The organism is Aeromonas sp. HMWF014 (assembly GCF_963878295.1).
Lineage (GTDB): Bacteria > Pseudomonadota > Gammaproteobacteria > Enterobacterales > Aeromonadaceae > Aeromonas > Aeromonas popoffii.
In genome coordinates, this window is the sequence record NZ_CAWNYS010000429.1 from 1 (window position 1) to 13,563 (window position 13,563).

Here is a 13,563-nt window from a genome sequence, read left to right on the forward strand (position 1 = left end):
GGGCAATCGGCTGCCCCACAAGAGCGACCCGGTCGGTTTCTACTGCGAGCAGTACCCGTCGTTCGCCTCCGTGGTCTACGACCACGAGCAGTACCAGTGGCAGGATGCCGCCTGGCGCGAGAGTCAGCAGAATGACAAGCGGGATCAGCCGCTCTCCATTTACGAGCTGCACGTCGGCTCCTGGAAGCGCCACCCCAACGGTGACAGCTTGAGCTGGCGCGAGCTGGCGGTGGATCTGGTTGCCTACATCAAAGAGATGGGGTACACCCACATCGAGCTGCTGCCGGTCTCCGAGCATCCGTTCAGCGGCTCCTGGGGCTACCAGCCGGTGGGTATGTTCTCCCCCACCAGCCGCTACGGCAGCGCCGACGACTTCAAATATTTCGTCGACCAGTGCCACCAGGCTGGCATCGGCGTCATCCTGGACTGGGTACCCGCCCACTTTCCGTCCGATGCCCACGGTCTGGCCCGTTTCGACGGCACCCCGCTCTATGAGTACGAAGATCCGCGCCGTGGCTGGCACCCGGACTGGAACTCCTACATTTACGATTTCGGTCGTAATACGGTGCGCCAGTTCCTGGTGGCGAGCGCCCTGTTCTGGCTCGACAAGTTCCACATCGATGGCCTGCGGGTGGATGCGGTCGCCTCCATGCTCTATCTGGACTATTCGCGCAATGCGGGCGAGTGGGTGCCGAACGTTGACGGCGGCAACCACAACTACGAGGCGATCAGCCTCTTGAAGTGGACCAACGAAGAGGTGTACGGCAAGTATCCCCACGCCATGACCATCGCCGAGGAGTCCACCGCCTTTGCCGGCGTCTCCCGCCCGACCTTCCTCGGTGGCCTCGGTTTTGGCTTCAAGTGGAATATGGGCTGGATGCACGACACCCTCACCTATATGCAAAAAGAGCCTATTCACCGTCGCTACCACCACAACGACATGACCTTCTCCATGGTGTATCACTATGACGAGAACTTCATCCTGTCGCTCTCCCACGACGAGGTGGTGCACGGCAAGCACTCCATGCTCTACAAGATGCCCGGTGACGAGTGGCAGCAAGCCGCCAACCTGCGCGCCTACATGGGCTTCATGTATGCCCACCCGGGCAAGAAGCTCAACTTCATGGGCACCGAGATCGCCCAGAGCAACGAGTGGAACCACGATGCCCAGCTGCCGTGGCACCTGCTGCAGTACCCCAAGCACGATGGCCAGCAGCGGTTGATCCGTGATCTCAACCACCTTTACCGTCATGAGCCTGCCTTGTATCAGGCCGATTATGAGCAAGTCGGCTTCCGCTGGCTGGATCACAACGATGCCGACAACAGCATCTTTGCCTGGCTGCGGGCCGACAAGCAGGGGGCCCATCCGATCATGGTGACCTGCAACTTCACCCCTGTGCCGCGTATCGCCTATCGACTCGGGGTGCCGGCCGCGGGCCGCTATCGCGTGGTGCTCAATACCGACAGCGAGCATTACTGGGGCAGCAACTATGATGTGGGTTTGGCCTTCGTCGCCGAGCCGACTCCCTGGCAGGGAATGGGGCACAGCATAGTGCTGGATCTGCCGCCGCTCGCGACCTTGTTCATCAAACAGGAGTCTTGATGTTTGCAATGGAAAAGGGGCAGGACCACCCGCTGGGTGCGCTGCTCGATGAGACAGGTTGTCACTTCTGTGTGTGGGCCCCGCAATCGGACAAGGTGGAGCTCTGCCTGTTCGACGAACAGGAGCAGGAGCTGGCCCGGCTGGCGCTGCCCGGCCGTCGGGGTCAGTACCGCTTCGGCTATGTGCGCGGCATCAAGGCCGGTCAGCGTTACGGCTATCGGGTGCATGGCACGCCCCAGGATGGGATGCTGTTCGATCCGCAGAAGCTGCTGATCGACCCCTACGCCAGGGCGCTCAGCCGGGCGATCCATTGGGATGACAAGCTGTATGAGGGCGACAGTGCAGAGATGATTGCCAAGTCGGTGGTGGTGGATGACGCCTTCGACTGGCAGGGGATTGGCAAGCCCGGGATCCCATCAGAGCGCACCGTCATCTACGAAACCCACGTCAAGGGCTTCACCCGCCAGCATCAGGGGGTGCCGAGCGAGCTGCGCGGTACCTACCTCGGCATCTCTCATCCGTTGATCCTCGAGCACATGAAGAGCCTCGGTATCACCTCGGTGCAGCTGATGCCGGTGGCGGCTTTTATGTCGGAACCCCGACTGGAGCAATTGGGACTGACCAACTACTGGGGCTACAACCCCATCGCCTTCTTCGCCCCGGAGCCGCGTTACAGCACCAAGGCAGACGAGGCGGTGACCGAGTTCAAGACCATGGTGCGTGAGCTGCACCGGGCCGGGCTCGAGGTGATACTGGACGTGGTCTACAACCACACAGCCGAATCCGGCTCCGATGGCCCCATGCTCTCATTCAAGGGGTTCGACAACGCGGGTTACTACGCCTTCGAGACGGGTGCCCACGGACCCGAATATGGCCGTCACGCCAATGTCACCGGCTGTGGCAACAGCGTCAACCTGGATCACCCCAACAGCTTGCGGCTGGTGCTGGATGCCCTGCGCTATTGGGTGACCGAGATGCAAGTGGACGGTTTCCGCTTCGATCTGGCGGTGACCCTGGCGCGGGAAGCGGGGGAGTTTGATCCCATGGGGGCCTTCTTCAAGGCCATGATGGCGGATCCCGTGCTGGCGCGAGTCAAGCTCATCGCCGAGCCCTGGGATATTGGGCCGTTTGGCTATCGGCTTGGCCAGTTTCCGAGCCAGTGGCTGGAGATCAACGACCGCTATCGCGACACGGTACGCGCCTTCTGGCGCGGTGATGCTGGCAAGATGGGGGATTTCGCCACCCGGCTGGTGGGATCGCGGGATCTCTTCCCCAAGAGCTGGCGTGCGCCCCACACCAGCGTCAACTACCTCTGCTATCACGATGGCTTCACCCTGGAGGATCTGGTCTCCTACAACCAGCGCCACAACCAGGCCAACGGAGAGGACAACCGGGACGGTCATGGCAACAACCTCTCCAACAACCACGGGGTGGAGGGGCCGACCCTGGACCCGCGGGTCAACAACTTGCGCCAGCAGCAGAAGCGCAATCTGATCGCCACCTTGCTGCTCTCTCAGGGCACGCCGCACTTCCTGGCCGGGGACGAGATGGGGCGCAGCCAGCTGGGCAACAACAACGCCTACTGTCAGGACAACCAGATCAGCTGGGTCAACTGGCAATGGCGGCCGGAAGACGAGCGGTTGTTCGCCTTCACCCAGCAGATGATGGCACTGCGGGCGGAATCGACCGTCTTCTCCAATCTGCAATTGAGTGATGACAGCTGGAACGGAACGCCCACCCATTGCCATCAGGTCAACTGGTATCACCCGGATGGCCATCAGCTCACCGATCAGGATTGGCACGCTCCCATGGGGCAGGCATTTGCCATGGATATCGGCATGCAGCTGTGTGAGGGGGAGCGCTGGTACGTGCTGTTCAACGCCAGCGATTACGATATCCAGTTCCGTCTGCCGCCGCCGGGGGAGGGGTTGGAGTGGATCCAGACCATAGACACGGCCACTAACGACGGCCTGCCCTTCCTGCCCGATGACATCAAGCGTCAGGTGGCGGTGGGCCGCGCCCACTCCCTCAAGTTGCTGGAGCGGGTCGCCCTGACGGCGGTGGCGCTGGCCGAAGAGGGGGTCGTTGCCGTGCCGGATGTTGCTGTCGTGTTGTCAACGGGATCACAGTTCCCGCTGGCGGGGTAGAGCAACGCGGCCTGACTGGCTATGCTGGGCGCCGTGATAAATGGCAAGGAGTCGGTATGAGCAACAACAATTCTGAGCAGTGGCGCAACAAGCTGAGTGCGGAGCAGTTTCGTGTCTGCTGGGAGAAGGGTACCGAGCAGCCCTACAGCGGCGCCCTGCTCCACAACCGCAAGAGTGGTGACTATCTCTGCGTCTGCTGCAAGAGCGTGCTGTTTCACTCAGGAGCAAAGTTTGACTCCGGCTGTGGCTGGCCTTCGTTCGATCGGGCCATCGAGGGCACAGTGACCTACACAGAGGACAGAAGCCACGGCATGAAGCGGGTTGAGATCACTTGTAGCCAGTGCGGATCCCACCTGGGGCACGTCTTTCCCGACGGGCCGACCGAGACCGGGCAGCGTTACTGCGTCAACAGTCTGAGTCTGGATTTCGATCCCGAGGCCTGAGCGACCAGTTTGAACATGAAAAACGGCGCCCCATCACGGAGGCGCCGTTTTTTTATGGTGCATCGTCCACCATCTGGTTCAGGCCAGCAGCATGGCGGCCCCCACCAGCAGTGCGGCAATGACCAGAATGGGCAGCTTCAATATTCGCAACAGATAGAAGCCGACGGCGGCCAGCGCCAGATCGGTCGGCACCTGTACCGCGCTCTGCCACACCGGTTGATAGAGCGCCGCCAACAGCAAGCCCACCACGGCGGCGTTGATGCCGATCACGGCCCCTGCCAACCGGGGGCGGGCCAGCCAGCCCTGCCAGCAAGGCCCCAGGGCCCACAACAGCAAAAAGCCGGGCAGGAACAGCGCCAGGGTCGCCAGCAGGGCTCCTGCCAGCGGCGTGGTTGGTAGCAGCTGAGCGCCGAGATAGGTGGCCAGGGTGAACATGGGGCCGGGCACCAGCTGGGCCAGACTGTAGCCAGTCAGAAACTGCTGCTCGTTGAGGGTGTGGCCCACGCTCTCTTGCAGCAAAGGCAGCACCACGTGGCCACCGCCAAACACCAGGCTGCCCGCCCGGTAGAAGTCGGCGACCAGCTGGCTGGCGGGGCCAGTGGCCAGCAGCGGCAGGCCGACAAACAGCAGGGCAAACAGCAGCAGGGTGGGCCAGTGGGGCTGGCGCATCGATATTGGTTGAGTGGGCGAGGGCTGTGGGACTTGGGCTTGCGACTCCCCGATGCGGGCACAGAGCAAGGCGGCGCCGAGCAAGAGGCCGAGCTGGGTCAAGAGGCCGGGTTGCCACCAGAGCGCAGCGGCTGTTGCCACCATGATCCCCTGGGCCAGCGCCGTCTTGCAGAACTGACGGCTCATGGTGAGCACAGCATCAGCGACCACCACCAACGCCAGCAACTTGAGGCCGTGCAGGGCGGCATCCAGCCAGAGGTTGGCCGTTAGTTGTCCCACCCCGATGGCGGCGGCCATCAACAGCAGGAAGGAGGGAAGGGTAAAGCCGAGAAAGGCGGCCAGTGCCCCGCCCAGGCCTGCCTTGTGGCGGCCGATGGCGAAGCCGAGCTGGCTGGAGGCTGGGCCCGGCAGCAACTGACACAACGCCAGCAGCTGGGCGAATTCGGTCTGACTCAGCCAGCCCAGCCGTTCGACGAAGGTGCGCTGGAAATAGCCGATATGGGCGGCGGGCCCGCCGAAGCTGACACAGCCCAACCACAGAAATTGAATGAATACCTGCCCCACCTGTTCACCTCCTCGTTGTCCTCATAGACCCGGTTGGGATGATATGACAAAGCGGTGACTTTTTTATGACAAATCGGGGTGGCTGGCAAAGAGCTGCGTACAGCCAGTCAGCAGGCAATGGTCACTCTGTCGGCTGGCCTGGTTGAGGCAGGTAGCAACGGTCGGCCAGCCAGCAGGCGATTGATTGGCGGCTGGCATCGAAGTGGGGCTCTGGCAGGTCGCGGGGATCGCACCAGACCCAGCCTTCGCATTTTTCCGGTTCCAGCAGTTGCGGCTCCCCTTCCACCCGGGCCAGCAGGGTGACCGAGATGTAGTGCAGCCCGCTCTCGCGCCAGGTCTCCAGGTTGTTGGTGACGGCGATGACGCTGGGATTGCTGATCCTGAACCCCGTCTCCTCGGCCACTTCCCGGATCGCCGCCGATTCGAAGCTCTCACCCAGCTCCAGATGACCGCCGGCGATGGACCAGTAGGGGGCATGGCTGCCCTTGCGCTTGCCAAGCAACACCTGGCCCTGGCTGTTGGTCAAGATAACGCCGACACCGACGCGGGGATAGGGAGTAGACATAAGAAAAGCTCCTTGCTGAAACGGCGTATTGCACCATAAAAACGGGACCACCTTAGGGCGGCTGGGCCCGTCATGCAAGTCGTCTGCGGCGTGATGGCTCAGTCCGGTGATTCTGTCCCGCTGGACCCGCATTTTGCCGGTGTGACATCCCTCGAACAGACCGAGGAAGGCCTGCGGCATGCTGGCCAGCCACTGATAGAGAGTCGCTTCTGCCTGGCGTGATCCGGGGTCGACGGCCGGGGACACCTCGGCCAGAAACTCGCCGTAGCGCTGCCAGTGTTCGAATACGATGAGCCCCCGCATGGTGAGGCGTTGGCGGATAAATTCAGGCCAATCCTGAATGTGGAGACTGGCAACTGTTTTGCGTGCAAATTATTCGGTCCCCAATTTTACTGGGGTATACTGGCCCCACTTGTCAGCGAGGTGCCCCCATGAGTGAATTGAAAAAACAGGTCTGTTTTGCCCTCTACAGTGCCTCCAATGCCGTGATGCGCGCCTACCGGCCGCTGCTGGACCGGCTGGATCTCACCTATACCCAGTACCTGGTGATGCTGTCGCTGTGGGCACGAGATGAGGTCAGTCTCAAGGAGATTGGCCAGGAGACTGGGCTGGATGCGGGGACCCTGACCCCCATCGTCAAGCGGCTGGAGAGCAAGGGCTGGCTGACCCGCACCATCTCCTGCGAGGATGAGCGGCAAAAATGCATCGGTCTGACCGAGGCTGGGCGCCAGTTGCAGCAGGAGGTTAAAGAGTGCTGTCTGGCGGACAACTTGCGCAATCAGGTGGATTTAGCCGATGCTGAGCTGGCTCAGCTCAAGCAGCTCTGCGATCGTATCTCTGCGCAACTGGGGCGCTGAGTGCGGCCAACCCATACAGTCTGAGGATCCACCCCATGAAAATTCTGTTGCCCCTGTTTACCCTGTTGCTGACAGCCTGTAGTTCCGGCCCCGATACGCCCTTGATGGAGATAGACGATGATGCCTGGCAGGCGATCTGCAAGGACGGTACCCAGGTCCAGGCCCTGGTCGAAGAGGGGATCTGCGCGGAGCATGGCGGAGTGGCCAGTTGGACGAATCAGCCAAGAGGTGGACGGATAGTAGATGATGCCGCCAATCCGTGTGATCCAGACGCCATAAAATGACAAAATTGGCCAGCTGACCAGGTTTTTTCGCGATCTCGCCTGCACTTTGTCATCTTATTCATGGTGCACTCAGTTTTCTCTTCCCATACTGGCCCCACAGTTCCAAAAGAGGAGAGACAAGATGCAAACATCCTTGGTCGGGCTCTCCATTCTGTGGGGGCTATCCAGTTTTGGTGTTCAGGGGGATTTCATCGAGAGCCGAGATTCCGTAGCGCCATCCTGGCAAGCTGAGTCCAGAGTGGAGATGGAAGGTTATCTGATCGAGCCGCTGGGCGAAGACCGCTGGCTGTTCGACAACGGCAGCGAGAGTCTGCTGGTCTCTCTGCCCCAGGGGCAGCGGGTACCCACTGGCGAGCGGTTGCGGGTGAGCGGTGAGCCCCAGCAGGAGCAGGCAGGCTGGCTGCTGCAGGTGCAGGATGTCAGCCAGGTTGCGGTCTGACAGACGTGCCATCCAGCAAGCAAAAATGAAAAAGAGGAGGCCCTGAGCCTCCTCTTTTTGTTATAGGTTTTGTCGTGATGGCAGAGAGAGTACCGCTCTGCCATCACGGCCGCTGGCGACCCTACCCCAGATGATTGAGCGGCAGCGCCGTCTTGTGCTTGATGCGACGCAGTACGAAGCTGGAGCGCACCCCGGTCACGCCCGGAATGTGGGTCAGCTTGTCCAGCAGGAAGTGCTGGTAGTGTTCCATGTCCCGCACCACCACCTTGAGCTGGTAGTCGGCGTCGTTGCCGGTAATGAGGTCGCACTCGAGCACCTCGGGCAGCTCCTTGATTGCCTTGTCGAAATTCTCGAACCGCTCCGGCGTGTGTCTGTCCATGGAGATATGGATATAAGCGGTGAGGGTGAGCCCCAACTGGCGCGCGTTGAGCAGGGTGACGTGGGTATCGATGAGACCTGCATCCTCCAGCGCCTTGACCCGGCGGGAGCAGGGGGAGGGGGAGAGCCCGACCAGCTCGGCCAGCTCCAGGTTGCTGATGCGGCCATTTTCCTGCATCAACTCCAGAATATGCCTGTCTATGCGATCAAGTTTCAGCATTCTCCGTTCCTCGTTGCAATTACTAATTCACTTTTCCTAGATTAAGGGTGAACTATTGCAAAAACAACTGAAAAGACATGCTACTTCGCAACCACTCACCGCGCAGGGAGGGATACTATGGTTACATCTTCCGGTGGCAAAGCAGATACCTGACCGGGTCTCTGTGGTGAAGGACCTTACCGGGTCACCAACCCCATCAGCCGTCCGACCTTATCGGGAAACGACGGGCTGGAACGAGAGCACCCCCTCACCCGAAGGCAACAAAGCAGGCATCCCGGCGCCTGCTTTGTTGTTTCTGGCATTTGGCGATCAAGGGCTCGGCGGCGTGATGCGGTAGAGACAGCGGTGATCCCCGTCCAGCAGGTATTGCTCCCGCTCCACCCCGGCGGGCGCCAGCAGCTGGCGAAACAGCGCCAACTCGCTGCGACAGAAACCGCGGCACGCACGCGCCGCCGTGCAGATCGGGCAGTGGCTCTCCCATAGCAGCCAGCTGCCATCTTCCTCCTGGCGCATGTCCGCCATATAGCCCTCTCGCGTGCGCTGCTCTTTCAGGGCGGCCAGCCTGTCAGCCAGCGCTGGCTGGGTCAGCTGTGCCTGATAACGGCCCAGCTGTTGCTGCTCCCGCTGCTGGATCAGCCGCTCCATGCCCACTTTGCCAAACAGCTGCTGGATATTGTCGATAAGCTGCAGCGTCAGATCGCTGTGGCTATCGGGGAAGCGCTGCCAGGCCTGCTCGGTCAGATGCCACAAGCGCACCGGGCGGCCACGGCCGCGCGCCTCATCACGAAATCCCACCCAGCCCTCGGATGCCAGCGCGGTCAGATGCTGGCGGGCGCCCATGGAGGTCATCTGTAATTGCTCGCCCAGCGTGGCGGCGCTCTGGGGCCCGTGACTCTTGAGCAGGAACAGGATCTTGTCGGTGCTGGCGTTCATTGAGGGCTTCCCGTTATCGACAGGTACGCCAAGGATCCGGGGTATCGCAAGAGGATCTTGTCAGTACGAAGGTTCATGGGGCCATTATGGCTAGCCGCTGCATTTAAATCAACTATTCACTTTACTTAATGATGCGCCTTGCTCAGTATAAATAAACAAATAACTTTATTTAATGAGGCTGACATGGAAGGGATCAAGGGGCAGGCGACCCTCTGGGTATTGGTGATGACGGTGATACTGGCCATAGCAGGCTTCAGCCTGCCTTCACCCGTGCTGGCGCCACTGATGCTGGATCCGGCGCAGGGCATGCTGACAGCTGAGGCATCGGACTGGAGCCGCAAAGTGTGGCTGGGGGTCATTATGGGGCTCTATCCGCTGTTTCAGCTGGTGGGATCCCCCAGTCTGGGGCGACTCTCGGACCGCCACGGCCGCAAACCTATCCTGACGGTCTGTCTGGTCGGCGTGCTGGCAGGGTATGCCCTGATGGCGCTCGGGATCGTCTGGCGATCTTTGCCACTCTTGCTGCTGAGTCGGGTGGTAGAGGGATTCTTCAATGGCAACATCGCCATCGTGCAGGCCATGGCGGCAGATATGAGCAGTAGCCAGACCAAGACCCGTAACTTCGCCTGGATCAACATCGGCATGAATCTGGGCTGGGTAGTAGGACCGATGATAGGAGGCTACGCGGCGGTGATCTCGGGCGATTACAGCCTGGCCGCCTGGTTGGCGGTGGCCATGACCCTGGTCAACCTCTTACTGGTGCTCTGGTTGTTGCCCAATAAGGCCCCGGTTGCCCTCAGCCAGCAGGCGCCATCGCTCTCTTCCCGTCAGCTCTTGCTGCAACCGGCGCTGCTGCCCTACTTCATGCTGACCCTGCTCAGCTACGGGTCGGTGCAGCTCTATTTCACCTACTTCAACGTCTGGCTGGTGGATCGGCTGGCCTGGGATCCGGCCCAGTTGGCGCAGGCCTCGGTACTGGTGAGCCTACCTATGATGGCGGGCTCCTGGCTCGGTGCCCGGTTCGCTCGCCATTGGCGCGGCAGCTCCCTCGGGATCGTCGGTCATCTGGTGATGGCGGCGGGCATGTTGCTCTTTATCCTGCCCAGCCACTGGTGGGGGCTGGCGCTCACCTTCATCCCGGCCGGCATCGGCATGAGCCTGGGGGAGCTGGCCACTTCGGTGGCGGTCTCCAACCGTAGCCACCCCGAGCAGCAGGGGCAGGCGATGGGGCTCTATCGCGGGTTGGCGGTGGTCGGCTCAATCCTGGCGGTCGTGGTGGGCAGCCTGGCATTGCTGGTGGGCACCGAGTGGCCCTTCTATCTGGCCGCGATCTCTGGCCTGCTCTGTGCCCTCGGTTTCTACGGTCTGCGCAAACGGGCTGATCGACGCCAGCGTCTAGCGAGCTGTGTCGAGCCGGGTTGAGGAGCCGTGGACGCGAGGGACTTGCCGTGTGCCCCAGTCAGATCACAGTTCGGCGATCCGCTATCGGGCAAGGCTTGCATCGGGGCGTCGGGTCTGGGACGGTAAGGCTCTTTGCTGATTTGTTTGAGGCTGGAGGAGCTATGAGTGAGTACAAGGCCATCGCGCTGGATATGGATGGCACCCTGCTGACCCGGGATCACCAGATCTCGTCGGCAACCCGGGCTGCACTGGCGCAAGCTCGCGCCCACGGCATCAAGGTGCTGCTGGTGACGGGGCGCCACTTTATGACGGCACGCCCCTTCCACCACGAGCTGGCCCTCGATACCCCCATCATCTGTAGCAATGGCGCTTATCTCTATGATCCGGCGCAGGAGCGGATCCTGGCGGGCGATCCACTGGCCGTCGCGCCGCTCACCGCACTGCTGAGAGAGGTTGAGGCGCAGCAGATGGGGGCCCTGTTTCACCTGAGCGACGGGATCGGCTACCTGGGTTGCGAGGATCACGTGACCCGAATACGCCACTGGTCGGCCAATCAGCCGGATCAGCTCAAGATCTCCCTGCTGCCTGCGGACGATCGGGCGAGCTGGCTGAAGTACCCGATCGGGAAGCTGGAGCTGTTCAATCAGGATCCTGCCCGCCTGCACACCTTTATGGGCGAGGTGGTCGAGCAGATGCCCTTTACCCGCGACTGGGCGGCCCCCTATGCGGTGGAGCTGGTGCAACCCGGTTGCAGCAAGGGCAACCGGCTGGCCCAGTGGGCGGCGAGCGAGGGGATAAGGATGGAAAACGTGGTGGCGTTTGGGGATAACAACAACGACATCAGCATGTTCGAGCAGGTGGGGCTGGCGGTCGCCATGGGCAATACCTCCCCCCATGTCCAGGCCCATGCCGACCTGGTGACAGCCGATCACAACGAGGACGGCATAGCGCTGGCGTTGCAGCGCTGGGTCTTGCCGGCGTAAAGGTCCAGCCGGGCCGGCGCGGCGAACCGTGGCCGAGCCCGCTTGCATTAATTGCCGAAGGAAAACTGGATCACCCGATCCGGGAAACGGATCCGGTTATAGTCGCGGCGCAGCCCCTCGTAATGGCGGATGGCGCGTTCGCGCTGGGCCCGGTAGTAGTCGCGCTGCTTGCTGTCGTTCTCATTGCGGATCTGCCGATCCAGCTGTTCGATATCCCGCTCTGTCCGCTCCATGTCGCTCTTGATCTCGCTGAGCTGCTTCTCCAGCTGGTACTCCTTGCGACCGCGATCGTACTGGGTGAGGAAGCTGGCATCGTTGGGGCAGACCCCCAGATACTCGGCGCCGGACTTGCCTTTGCTGTAAGCGAGCTCGGGAATGCAGTAGAGCTCCAGCCCCTTGGCATAACCCCGCTTCCACTCGGCTTCATCCACCTTGAGGCCATATTCGCCACAGGTCGACACATAGTCACGGGTCGCCTGACGGGTCTTGCCCTGTTCCCCATCCTGATAGCCCAGGTTGTACCAGCTCATGGCACGGCACTCCTCTTCCGACAGCGAGCTGCAACCGGCGAGCAGGAAAGGCAAGGTCAGCAACAGGATTTTGGGGGACATAAACGGGCTCCGGTATGGATGATGGGGGCATTCTAGTGAGGAAGCAGGGTCAGGACAAGGGGTGGGGGCGGGTCTTGGTTGACGCCGTTTTATGATGTTTTTGTCACTATTGGTGACGGGCTGGGGCTCACTTTCCTTGTGGTCATGGGCAAGGTAAACTGCGCCACCTTTTAACTGGCCCGTAACAAAAATAATGAAAGTCCTGACCGTCGATTACCGCTCGCCCGATGCGGCGCAGCGCTTCACCGAATCCCTGCGTACCACCGGCTTTGGCGTGCTGACCCATCACCCTATCCCCAAAGAGCTGGTGCAGTCCATCTATGACAACTGGTATCGCTTCTTCATGAGCGAGCAGAAGCAGGATTTCCTGTTCAATCGCGAGACCCAGGATGGCTACTTCCCGCCCTCGGTCTCCGAGGTGGCCAAGGGCCATAGCCAGAAGGACATCAAGGAGTACTTCCACCTCTACCCCTGGGGCCAGATGCCGGCAGCACTCAGGGAGCAGGCGATGGAGTACTATCACCTTGCCAACAACCTGGCCGCCGAGCTGCTGGGCTGGGTGGAGCAATACACACCGGTTGATATCGCCGCCCACTACAGCTGTCCGCTCTCCTCCATGATCGAAGAGAGCCAGAAGACCCTGCTGCGGGTGCTGCACTACCCGCCGTTCGACGGCACCGAGGCACCGGGCGCTATCCGCGCCGCCGCCCACGAAGACATCAACCTGCTGACCATACTGCCCGCCGCCAATGAGCCGGGCCTGCAGGTGAAGGGATCTGATGGTGAGTGGATGGATGTGCCGTGCGATTTTGGCACCCTGATCATCAACATAGGTGACATGTTGCAAGAGGCCTCTCGTGGCTACTACCCCTCCACGACCCATCGCGTCATCAACCCCACCGGCGGCAGCGCCAGCAAGTCCCGCATTTCACTGCCACTGTTCCTTCACCCGCGGCCGGACGTGGTGCTCTCCGAGCGTCACACCGCCCACAGCTACCTGATGGAGCGGCTGCGGGAGCTGGGGGTTATCTAGGCCCAAAACGCACACTCATGACAGTCAAAACCGGAGCAAACACGCTCCGGTTTTTATTTTTTGGCACGATAGCGCGTTAAATCGAATTTAATTAGGTATTAATGCCAATAAATCGTTTTTTAGCCCGATAAGCAGCGTTGTGATTGCGGGGCCCTGACCGTACTCTGGGTGCCATTTCGGGCCCAGGTGGTGGGCTCCTGTATTGGAGTTCTTATGAAGCAGTCCCAATGGTCATCCCGGTTCGGTTATATCCTGGCCGCCGCAGGCTCCGCCGTCGGTCTCGGCGCTATCTGGAAGTTTCCCTACGTGACGGCCGCCAACGGTGGCGGTGCCTTCCTGCTGGTCTTCTTGCTGTTCAGCTTCACCCTGGGGGTGGCGGTATTGATGGGGGAGACACTGCTTGGCAGCCTGAGCCGGCGCGGTGTGGTGGGGG

14 protein-coding genes and 2 pseudogenes are annotated in these 13,563 nt (G+C 61.2%); 10 read left to right on the forward strand and 6 right to left on the reverse strand.

Going from position 1 to position 13,563, the window contains the following annotated elements:
- The 3 genes from glgB to msrB form a co-directional block, all read left to right on the forward strand.
- Positions 1–1,603: 1,4-alpha-glucan branching protein GlgB (gene glgB / locus AAC083_RS16930; protein ID WP_108535374.1), on the forward strand; the 1,603-nt coding region annotated here is incomplete at its 5' end.
- Entirely contained in the window at positions 1,603–3,750 is a 2,148-nt protein-coding gene (gene glgX, locus AAC083_RS16935) for a glycogen debranching protein GlgX (protein ID WP_108535375.1), read from the forward strand. The genes glgB and glgX, both read left to right, overlap by 1 nt.
- Before the next feature lie 56 nt (positions 3,751–3,806).
- Entirely contained in the window at positions 3,807–4,193 is a 387-nt protein-coding gene (msrB, locus tag AAC083_RS16940; protein ID WP_042038556.1) for a peptide-methionine (R)-S-oxide reductase MsrB, read from the forward strand.
- A gap of 78 nt (positions 4,194–4,271) precedes the next feature.
- On the opposite strand, the gene chrA is transcribed toward msrB, so the two are convergent.
- The 3 genes and pseudogenes from chrA to AAC083_RS23270 form a co-directional block, all read right to left on the reverse strand.
- Complete coding sequence (chrA, locus tag AAC083_RS16945) at positions 4,272–5,426, reverse strand: chromate efflux transporter (protein ID WP_108535376.1); 1,155 nt, start codon at positions 5,424–5,426, stop codon at positions 4,272–4,274.
- 121 nt (positions 5,427–5,547) lie between these two features.
- Positions 5,548–5,991 (reverse strand): nucleotide triphosphate diphosphatase NUDT15, encoded by a 444-nt coding sequence (locus AAC083_RS16950; RefSeq protein WP_042038553.1) that lies wholly within the window; start codon positions 5,989–5,991, stop codon positions 5,548–5,550.
- A gap of 120 nt (positions 5,992–6,111) precedes the next feature.
- Positions 6,112–6,318 (reverse strand): annotated as a pseudogene (locus AAC083_RS23270) (NADP-dependent oxidoreductase); the annotation flags it as partial.
- Between the two features lie 104 nt (positions 6,319–6,422).
- Between AAC083_RS23270 and AAC083_RS16955 the strand changes: the two are divergent.
- From AAC083_RS16955 to AAC083_RS16965, 3 genes are all read left to right on the forward strand, one after another.
- A complete protein-coding gene (locus AAC083_RS16955; protein ID WP_042038551.1) occupies positions 6,423–6,848 on the forward strand; it encodes a MarR family winged helix-turn-helix transcriptional regulator in 426 nt (141 codons plus the stop codon).
- 35 nt (positions 6,849–6,883) lie between these two features.
- On the forward strand, positions 6,884–7,132 hold the full coding sequence (locus tag AAC083_RS16960) for a hypothetical protein (RefSeq protein WP_108535377.1): 249 nt from the start codon (positions 6,884–6,886) through the stop codon (positions 7,130–7,132).
- A 121-nt stretch (positions 7,133–7,253) separates the two neighbouring features.
- The gene (locus AAC083_RS16965; RefSeq protein ID WP_042038548.1) at positions 7,254–7,571 is read left to right on the forward strand and encodes a hypothetical protein; all 318 of its coding nucleotides are present in this window, start codon (positions 7,254–7,256) and stop codon (positions 7,569–7,571) included.
- Positions 7,572–7,692: 121 nt separating this feature from the next.
- Here the strand turns inward: AAC083_RS16965 and AAC083_RS16970 are convergent, their stop codons facing one another.
- A complete protein-coding gene (locus AAC083_RS16970; RefSeq protein WP_005318665.1) occupies positions 7,693–8,169 on the reverse strand; it encodes an Lrp/AsnC family transcriptional regulator in 477 nt (158 codons plus the stop codon).
- Positions 8,170–8,478: 309 nt separating this feature from the next.
- Complete coding sequence (locus tag AAC083_RS16975) at positions 8,479–9,102, reverse strand: helix-turn-helix transcriptional regulator (protein WP_108535378.1); 624 nt, start codon at positions 9,100–9,102, stop codon at positions 8,479–8,481.
- A 183-nt stretch (positions 9,103–9,285) separates the two neighbouring features.
- Between AAC083_RS16975 and AAC083_RS16980 the strand changes: the two genes are divergently transcribed.
- Complete coding sequence (locus AAC083_RS16980; protein WP_108535379.1) at positions 9,286–10,524, forward strand: MFS transporter; 1,239 nt, start codon at positions 9,286–9,288, stop codon at positions 10,522–10,524.
- A gap of 140 nt (positions 10,525–10,664) precedes the next feature.
- Positions 10,665–11,486, forward strand: coding sequence for a Cof-type HAD-IIB family hydrolase (locus AAC083_RS16985; protein WP_108535380.1), 822 nt, complete (start codon positions 10,665–10,667; stop codon positions 11,484–11,486).
- A 47-nt stretch (positions 11,487–11,533) separates the two neighbouring features.
- Here AAC083_RS16985 and AAC083_RS16990 read toward each other — a convergent pair whose 3' ends face one another.
- Positions 11,534–12,097 carry a DUF2799 domain-containing protein gene (locus tag AAC083_RS16990; RefSeq protein ID WP_042038543.1) on the reverse strand — a complete coding sequence of 188 codons (564 nt, stop codon included), beginning with the start codon at positions 12,095–12,097 and terminating at the stop codon, positions 11,534–11,536.
- A gap of 193 nt (positions 12,098–12,290) precedes the next feature.
- Between AAC083_RS16990 and AAC083_RS16995 the strand changes: the two genes are divergently transcribed.
- On the forward strand, positions 12,291–13,130 hold the full coding sequence (locus AAC083_RS16995) for an isopenicillin N synthase family dioxygenase (RefSeq protein ID WP_108535381.1): 840 nt from the start codon (positions 12,291–12,293) through the stop codon (positions 13,128–13,130).
- Between the two features lie 213 nt (positions 13,131–13,343).
- A pseudogene (locus tag AAC083_RS17000) lies at positions 13,344–13,563 on the forward strand (sodium-dependent transporter); the annotation flags it as partial.

What these genes read in the sequence shown, in the direction of transcription:
- glgX (WP_108535375.1), top strand. Translation starts at nt 1,603, where the DNA reads ATGTTTGCAATGGAAAAGGGGCAGGACCACCCGCTGGGTGCGCTGCTC.
- msrB (WP_042038556.1), top strand. Translation starts at nt 3,807, where the DNA reads ATGAGCAACAACAATTCTGAGCAGTGGCGCAACAAGCTGAGTGCGGAG.
- AAC083_RS16950 (WP_042038553.1), bottom strand. Translation starts at nt 5,991, where the DNA reads ATGTCTACTCCCTATCCCCGCGTCGGTGTCGGCGTTATCTTGACCAAC.
- AAC083_RS16955 (WP_042038551.1), top strand. Translation starts at nt 6,423, where the DNA reads ATGAGTGAATTGAAAAAACAGGTCTGTTTTGCCCTCTACAGTGCCTCC.
- AAC083_RS16960 (WP_108535377.1), top strand. Translation starts at nt 6,884, where the DNA reads ATGAAAATTCTGTTGCCCCTGTTTACCCTGTTGCTGACAGCCTGTAGT.
- AAC083_RS16965 (WP_042038548.1), top strand. Translation starts at nt 7,254, where the DNA reads ATGCAAACATCCTTGGTCGGGCTCTCCATTCTGTGGGGGCTATCCAGT.
- AAC083_RS16970 (WP_005318665.1), bottom strand. Translation starts at nt 8,169, where the DNA reads ATGCTGAAACTTGATCGCATAGACAGGCATATTCTGGAGTTGATGCAG.
- AAC083_RS16975 (WP_108535378.1), bottom strand. Translation starts at nt 9,102, where the DNA reads ATGAACGCCAGCACCGACAAGATCCTGTTCCTGCTCAAGAGTCACGGG.
- AAC083_RS16980 (WP_108535379.1), top strand. Translation starts at nt 9,286, where the DNA reads ATGGAAGGGATCAAGGGGCAGGCGACCCTCTGGGTATTGGTGATGACG.
- AAC083_RS16985 (WP_108535380.1), top strand. Translation starts at nt 10,665, where the DNA reads ATGAGTGAGTACAAGGCCATCGCGCTGGATATGGATGGCACCCTGCTG.
- AAC083_RS16990 (WP_042038543.1), bottom strand. Translation starts at nt 12,097, where the DNA reads ATGTCCCCCAAAATCCTGTTGCTGACCTTGCCTTTCCTGCTCGCCGGT.
- AAC083_RS16995 (WP_108535381.1), top strand. Translation starts at nt 12,291, where the DNA reads ATGAAAGTCCTGACCGTCGATTACCGCTCGCCCGATGCGGCGCAGCGC.